The organism is Allobosea sp. MMO-172, from assembly GCF_037147855.1.
GTDB lineage: Bacteria > Pseudomonadota > Alphaproteobacteria > Rhizobiales > Beijerinckiaceae > Allobosea.
On sequence record NZ_JBBCUM010000008.1, the window covers coordinates 236,213 to 242,960 of the forward strand.

7 protein-coding genes are annotated in these 6,748 nt (G+C 67.3%); 6 read left to right on the forward strand and 1 reads right to left on the reverse strand.

The window, feature by feature from the left end; translation table 11 throughout:
• The first annotated feature begins 72 nt into the window (after window positions 1-72).
• Entirely contained in the window at window positions 73-327 is a 255-nt protein-coding gene (locus WFK61_RS14535; protein WP_336812760.1) for a hypothetical protein, read from the forward strand.
• Between the two features lie 42 nt (window positions 328-369).
• Here WFK61_RS14535 and WFK61_RS14540 read toward each other — a convergent pair whose 3' ends face one another.
• Window positions 370-2,241 carry an ABC-F family ATP-binding cassette domain-containing protein gene (locus tag WFK61_RS14540; protein WP_336812762.1) on the reverse strand — a complete coding sequence of 624 codons (1,872 nt, stop codon included), beginning with the start codon at window positions 2,239-2,241 and terminating at the stop codon, window positions 370-372.
• Here WFK61_RS14540 and WFK61_RS14545 point away from each other — a divergent pair.
• The 5 genes from WFK61_RS14545 to WFK61_RS14565 all read left to right on the forward strand — a co-directional run bounded on the left by WFK61_RS14545 (window position 2,222) and on the right by WFK61_RS14565 (window position 6,605).
• On the forward strand, window positions 2,222-2,521 hold the full coding sequence (locus tag WFK61_RS14545) for a hypothetical protein (RefSeq protein WP_336812764.1): 300 nt from the start codon (window positions 2,222-2,224) through the stop codon (window positions 2,519-2,521). The genes WFK61_RS14540 and WFK61_RS14545 overlap by 20 nt on opposite strands.
• 60 nt (window positions 2,522-2,581) lie before the next feature.
• The gene (gene coaD, locus WFK61_RS14550; protein WP_336812766.1) at window positions 2,582-3,082 is read left to right on the forward strand and encodes a pantetheine-phosphate adenylyltransferase; all 501 of its coding nucleotides are present in this window, start codon (window positions 2,582-2,584) and stop codon (window positions 3,080-3,082) included.
• A gap of 164 nt (window positions 3,083-3,246) precedes the next feature.
• Complete coding sequence (gene proS / locus WFK61_RS14555; protein WP_336812768.1) at window positions 3,247-4,578, forward strand: proline--tRNA ligase; 1,332 nt, start codon at window positions 3,247-3,249, stop codon at window positions 4,576-4,578.
• A gap of 43 nt (window positions 4,579-4,621) precedes the next feature.
• Window positions 4,622-5,914: a lipoprotein-releasing ABC transporter permease subunit gene (locus WFK61_RS14560; RefSeq protein ID WP_336812770.1), complete on the forward strand. Its 1,293-nt coding sequence runs from the start codon at window positions 4,622-4,624 to the stop codon at window positions 5,912-5,914.
• A 4-nt stretch (window positions 5,915-5,918) separates the two neighbouring features.
• Window positions 5,919-6,605 (forward strand): ABC transporter ATP-binding protein, encoded by a 687-nt coding sequence (locus WFK61_RS14565; RefSeq protein WP_336812773.1) that lies wholly within the window; start codon window positions 5,919-5,921, stop codon window positions 6,603-6,605.
• The last annotated feature ends 143 nt before the right edge of the window (window positions 6,606-6,748 follow it).

A 6,748-nucleotide genomic window follows, 5' to 3' on the forward strand; every position in this document is an offset into this window, starting at 1 on the left:
TCTCGGGCAGCCGCACGGTGAACAGGCGGCCGGAGTGGCCTACGCCCCCACCGCCGTCGTAGATTACCGTCCATGATCAGATTCGCTCTCGCTACCGCGCTGGTCGCGATCGCCCTTGGCGCCGCCAATGACGCGCTTGCGTCGGGCTCGTGCCGCCCGACGCGGGACGGCAAGGACCGGATGGACATGTCAGGCGGCTGCCCGAGTGGCTATGTCGTCCGTGGTGCCTGCTGCGAATCCGTCCGGCCGATTTCGCAGCCCACCGGCGCGTATACCTGCCCGGCCGGCACGATGCTGAGGCTCGGCGCCTGCGTCCCACGCCAATAGGCCTCCGGTCGCGACTGCATCATATTCGGGAGGCCTGACGCCTCAGGCGTTCTCCAGCTCCTCGCCGAGCAGCAGCCATTCCTCTTCCGCCGCCGCCAGCGCCTCCGACAGTTCCGCGCGCTGGCGCGAGAGCTGCAGTGCCTTGTCCGGCTCGCGCGCGAAGGCGCCGTTGGCGAGCGCCGCGTCGACCTTCTCGATCAGCCCGGTCAGCTTGGCGATGCGCGCCTCGGCGAGATTGAGCTTCTGCCTGAGCGGGCCCTGCGCGGCGCGCTTCGTCGCCGCTTCCTTGCGCTCGTCGGCCTTGGGCTTGGCGGCGGCTTCCGGGGCCGGCTTGCCGCGCTTTTCGGCCTTGGCGGCGCCCAGCACATAGGTGCGGTAGTCGTCCATGTCGCCGTCGAAATTCTTCACCGTGCCGCCGCCGACGAGCCAGAGCCGGTCGGCGCAGGCCTCGATCAGGAAGCGGTCGTGGCTGACGAGGATGACGGCGCCGGGATAGTCGTTGATCGCGTTGACGAGCGCCGTGCGGCTGTCGATGTCGAGATGGTTCGTCGGCTCGTCGAGGATGAGCAGATGCGGCCCGTGGAAGGTCGCGAGGCCCAGCATCAGGCGCGCCTTCTCGCCGCCGGAGAGCAGCTTCACCGGCGTGTCGGCCTTGGAGGCGGGAAAGCCGATCTGCGCCGCCTTGGAGCGGACCTTCGCTTCCGGCGCATCCGGCATCAGGTCGCGCAGGTGGCCGACCGGTGTATCCTCGATGCGCAGTTCGTCGAGCTGGTGCTGGGCGAAATAGGCCGTCTCCAGCTTGCTGGACTTCTTCATCTCGCCGGACATGGCGTCGAGGCGGCCGCCGATCAGCTTGCAGAAGGTCGACTTGCCATTGCCGTTCGAGCCCAGCAGCGCGATGCGGTCGTCCGGCGCCAGCGACAGGTTGAGCCGTGACAGGACCTTGCGCTCGCCATAGCCGGCCGCCGCATCCTCCAGCACGATCATCGGCGGCGAGAGGGGCTTTTCCGGCCCGGGGAAGACGAAGGGCTGCACGTCGCGATCGACGATCGCGGCGATGGTCTGCATCTTCTCCAGCCGCTTGACGCGCGACTGCGCCTGCCGGGCCTTGGTCGCCTTGGCCTTGAAGCGGTCAACGAAGGACTGGAGATGCTTGCGCTCGGCGTCCTGCTTCTCCTTAGCGCGGGCGAGCTGCATCTGCTTCTCGGCCCGCTGCTTCTCGAAGGAGGAATAGCCGCCGCGATAGAGCGTGAGCTTGCCCTGGTCGAGATGCATGATGTGGTCGACCGAGGTGTCCAGCAGTTCGCGATCGTGGCTGATGACGATCACGGTATGCGGATAGCGCTCCAGATAGTCGTAGAGCCAGAGCGTGCCTTCGAGGTCGAGATAGTTGGTGGGTTCGTCGAGCAGCAGCAGGTCGGGCTCGGAGAACAGCACGGCCGCGAGCGCGACGCGCATGCGCCAGCCGCCCGAGAAATCGGAGCAGGGGCGCTGCTGCGCCTCCTCGTTGAAGCCGAGGCCGTGCAGCACCATCGCGGCACGCGCCGGGGCGGAATGGGCGCCGATATCGGCGAGCCGCGTGCCGATCTCGGCGATGCGGTGCGGATCGGTCGCGGTCTCCGCTTCCGTCATCAGGGCGGTGCGCTCGGTATCGGCGGCGAGCACCACCTCGATCAGCGTCTCCGGGCCGCCGGGCGCTTCCTGCGCCACGCCGCCGATGCGCCGGCCCCGCGGCAGGCTGATATTGCCGCTCTCGGTGCCGAGGTCGCCGGTGATGATCTTGAACAGCGTGGTCTTGCCGGTGCCGTTGCGGCCGACGAAGCCGACGCGCGCGCCATCGGGAATGGCGGCGCCGGTATGGTCGAGCAGCAGGCGCTCGCCGAGACGGTAGGTGATGTCGTTGATCGTCAGCATGGCGCGCCCGTTTAGGCTGGGGAGGCCTGAAAAGGCAATCGAAAGCCGGAACAAGCGGCCGATGTCACCGTTTCGTCAAAATCTTGCCTTGGGACGGCCCCCGCCGGCCATCACCCAAGGGAAACCGGATCAACCGCGATTCGCCGAGGTTATCTTCATGGATACCCGCCTGTCCTTCGCCAGCTCCCGCCGCGCTTCCGCTACGGCGTCCCTCATGGTTCTCGTCTCGATCATCATCGGCAGCGCCGCAGCGCTCGCCGCGCTGGTGCCGCTGAGCTGAGGCCGCCCAAGCCCCTGAGAAGACTTGTCGTCTCCCGGCCCAGCCGCTAACGCTGGCCCTATGACGCGCATCGCTTTCTACACCGGCTCCTTCGATCCCGTGACCAACGGCCATGCCGACGTCATCGCGGCGGCCGCGGGCCTCTGCGACAGGCTCGTCCTGGCGATCGGGGTCCATCCCGGCAAGACGCCGCTCCTGTCGGTCGAACAGCGCGCCGATCTGCTGCGCGCCGTCGCTGGGCCGCTGTTGGCGGCGAAGGGCGCCGCGCTCGACGTCGTGACCTTCGACGATCTCGCGGTGGATGCCGCGCGCCGGGCAGGGGCCTCGATCATCATCCGCGGCCTGCGCGACGGCAGCGACCTCGATTACGAGATGCAGATGGCCGGGATGAACGGCACGATGGCGCCGGACGTGCAGACCGTTTTCCTGCCGGCCTCGCCCGGCGTGCGCTACATCACCGCGACGCTGGTGCGCCAGATCGCGGCGATGGGCGGGGATGTCTCGCCCTTCGTGCCGGCCCCGGTGCTCGCCGCGCTGAAGGCGCGCTTCGCCAAGGGCTGACGGCGCGATCCCGGCGAAAGGCACATAACTTCGCCATCTTCCGCCGCTTCCTGCTGATTTTGGTTTGCATTTTGCCGAGAGCGATGGTGTCTCTCAGCTAGGCCGACTCGCTCTCCGATCACCCGGCGCGATTCCGCGTGCTGGGCCCTCCGACAGGTTTTCCGATGCGTCTTTCCCGCTATTTCCTGCCCCTTCTGCGCGACACGCCCAAGGAAGCGGAGATCGTCTCGCACCGGCTGATGCTGCGCGCCGGCATGATCCGCCAGCAATCGGCGGGCATCTATTCCTGGCTGCCGCTGGGCCTGCGCGTGCTCAACAAGATCAGCAATGTCATCCGCGAGGAGCAGGACCGCTCGGGTGCCGTCGAGATCCTGATGCCGACCATCCAGTCGGCCGATCTCTGGCGCGAGAGCGGGCGCTACGATGCCTATGGCAAGGAGATGCTGCGCATCAAGGACCGGCATGATCGCGACATGCTGTACGGGCCGACCAACGAGGAGATGGTCACCGAGATCGTCCGCTCCTACGTCAAGTCCTACAAGGACCTGCCGCTCAATCTCTACCACATCCAGTGGAAGTTCCGCGACGAGGTCCGCCCGCGCTTCGGCGTGATGCGCGGCCGCGAGTTCCTGATGAAGGACGCCTATTCCTTCGATCTCGACAAGGATACGGCGCGCCACGCCTATAATCGCATGTTCACGGCCTATCTGCGCACCTTCGCGCGGCTCGGCCTGAAGGCGATCCCGATGAAGGCCGATACCGGCCCGATCGGCGGCGACCTCAGCCACGAGTTCATCGTGCTGGCCTCGACCGGCGAGAGCGAGGTCTTCTGTCATAGCGACTACCTGAATTTCGAGACGCCGGCGGCCGATACCGATTTCGACAGCGTCGCCGACCTGCAGGGCGTCTTCGACAAGTGGACGAGCCTCTACGCCGCGACCGAGGAAATGCACGACAAGGCGGCCTTCGAGGCGGTCCCCGAAGACAAGCGTGTCTCGGCGCGCGGCATCGAAGTCGGCCATATCTTCTATTTCGGCACGAAATATTCCGAGCCGATGGGCGCGACGGTCGCCGGTCCCGACGGCCAGCCCGTGCTGCTGCATGGCGGCTCCTACGGCATCGGCCCGAGCCGCCTCGTCGCGGCGCTGATCGAGGCCGGCCATGACGATGCCGGCATCGTCTGGCCCGAGGAGATCGCGCCCTTCGACATCGCTGTGATCAACCTGAAGGCCGGCGACGCGGCGACCGACGGCGCGGCCGAGCGCATCTACAAGGACCTGCTCGCCAAGGGCTACGACGCCGTGCTCGACGACACCGACGACCGGCCGGGCGCCAAGTTCGCCACGGCCGATCTGATCGGCGTGCCCTGGCAGATCATCGTCGGCCCGAAGGGGCTGGCCGAGGGCAAGGTCGAGATCAAGCGCCGGGCCGGCGGCGAGCGCGAGCTCGTCTCGCTGGAAGCCGCGCTCGACCGCTTCAAGGGCCGGGCGGCGTGACGGCGGGCGCCGTCATGCAGACGTATCGGATGGGAGCCGCCGCATGAGCGCCGTCGCCGACAGCGCCGACATCCCGACCGGGACCAAGGCCTTCGCCGGTTTCGAATGGCTGCTCGCCGGGCGCTACCTGCGCACGCGCCGCCGCGAGGGGTTCGTCTCGGTCATCGCCGGCTTCTCCTTCCTCGGCATCATGCTCGGCGTCGCCACGCTGATCATCGTGATGTCGGTGATGAACGGCTTCCGCATCGAACTGCTCAGCAAGATCGTCGGCGTGAACGGTCATATCTTCGCGACGCCGATCGACCGGCCGCTCGACGACTACGACAGCGTCGCGGCGCGGCTCAGCAAGATTGCCGGCATCAAGCTCGCCATCCCGCTGGTCGAGGGGCAGGCGCTCGCCTCGTCGCAGACCGGCAACAACGGCGTGCTGGTGCGCGGCATCCGCGAGAGCGACATCAAGGCGATCCCCTTCATCGGCGGCAACATCAAGAGCGGCACGCTCGACGGCTTCGACGGCGGCACGCCCGGCGTCGCCATCGGCCGCCGCCTCGCCAATGCGCTCGGCATCCAGGCCGGCGACATGATGACCCTGGTCTCGCCGCAGGGCGCCTCGACGCCCTTCGGCACCGCGCCGCGCATCAAGGCCTATCCCGTCAAGGCGATCTTCGAGATCGGCATGACCGAGTTCGACGGCACCTTCGTCTACATGCCGCTCGGCGAGGCGCAGGCCTATTTCAACCGCGACAGCGACGTGAACGTCATCGAGATCTTCGTCGACAATCCCGACCGGACCCAGGCCGTCCGCGACGCGATCGAGGCCGATGCGCCGCGCCCGCTCGTGCTTTCCGACTGGCGCCAGCGCAACCGCTCGTTCTTCAATGCGCTGGAGGTCGAGCGGAACGTGATGTTCATCATCCTGACGCTGATCGTGCTGGTCGCGGCTTTGAACATCGTTTCCGGCCTGATCATGCTGGTGAAGGACAAGACCGCCGATATCGCGATCATGCGCACCATGGGCTGCACGCGAGGCACGGTGCTGCGCGTCTTCCTGATCACCGGGGCGGCGATTGGCGTCTTCGGCACGCTCGCGGGCCTCGCTCTCGGCATCGTCTTCGCCAAGAACATCAAGTCGATCATGGCGGCGCTGAACTGGATCACCGGCGCCAATCTCTGGGACCCGACCGTGCGCTTCCTCAGCGACATCCCCTCCGTCACCGACTGGAGCGAGGTGACGAGCGTCGTGCTGATGGCGCTGACCCTGTCGCTGCTGGCGACGCTGTATCCGGCCTGGAAGGCAGCGCGCCTCGATCCGGTCGAAGCTCTCAGGATGGGTTGAGCCGATGGCACAGGAAATGCCCGCGCTCTTCCTCTCGCAGGTCGAGCGCTATTACCCGCAGAGCGATGCGCCACTCGAAGTGCTGCGCAAGGCCGATTTCGCGCTCTGGCCGGGCGAGGTCGTCGCCCTTGTCGCGCCGAGCGGCACCGGCAAGTCGACGCTGCTGCATGTCGCCGGCCTGCTCGAGAAGCCCGATGCCGGCGAGGTCTTCGTCGGCGGGCTCGCCACGACGAAGCTCGACGACAAGGGCCGCACGCGCCTGCGCCGCACCGAGATTGGCTTCGTCTATCAGTTCCACCATCTCCTGCCGGAATTCACGGCGCTGGAGAACGTGGTCCTGCCGCAGCGCATTCGCGGCCTCGCCCGCGGCCTTGCGGAGGAGCGCGCTTCGGAGCTCCTGACCTTCCTCGGCCTCGGCGAGCGGCTCGACCATCTGCCGGGCGAATTGTCGGGCGGCGAGCAGCAGCGCGTCGCCATCGGCCGCGCCGTCGCCAACGGCCCGCGCCTGCTGCTGGCCGACGAGCCGACCGGCAATCTCGACCCGCAGACCGCGCAGCATGTTTTCGGCACGCTGATGGCATTGGCGCGCGCCTCGGGACTGGCGGCGCTGATCGCGACGCACAACCTCGACCTCGCCCGCCAGATGGACCGGCAGGTCACGATCCGCAACGGGCTGGTCGTCAAGCTGTAGGCGGCTTGCGTCGGTCGGGTTGTTCCTTGTCAGCACCACCCTTGTCATCAACTCAGTATTTAGCGTCTCTGAGCCTTGCGTTTGCGACGACGATGATGCGTCGCATGATGGCGACGATAGCGACGATTGGCTTTTTCTGGCGC

Bases quoted from the DNA above. Each gene is read 5' to 3' on its own strand.
- proS (WP_336812768.1), top strand. From the start codon at position 3,247: ATGCGTCTTTCCCGCTATTTCCTGCCCCTTCTGCGCGACACGCCCAAG.
- coaD (WP_336812766.1), top strand. From the start codon at position 2,582: ATGACGCGCATCGCTTTCTACACCGGCTCCTTCGATCCCGTGACCAAC.
- WFK61_RS14565 (WP_336812773.1), top strand. From the start codon at position 5,919: ATGGCACAGGAAATGCCCGCGCTCTTCCTCTCGCAGGTCGAGCGCTAT.
- WFK61_RS14545 (WP_336812764.1), top strand. From the start codon at position 2,222: ATGTCGTTGATCGTCAGCATGGCGCGCCCGTTTAGGCTGGGGAGGCCT.
- WFK61_RS14560 (WP_336812770.1), top strand. From the start codon at position 4,622: ATGAGCGCCGTCGCCGACAGCGCCGACATCCCGACCGGGACCAAGGCC.
- WFK61_RS14540 (WP_336812762.1), bottom strand. From the start codon at position 2,241: ATGCTGACGATCAACGACATCACCTACCGTCTCGGCGAGCGCCTGCTG.
- WFK61_RS14535 (WP_336812760.1), top strand. From the start codon at position 73: ATGATCAGATTCGCTCTCGCTACCGCGCTGGTCGCGATCGCCCTTGGC.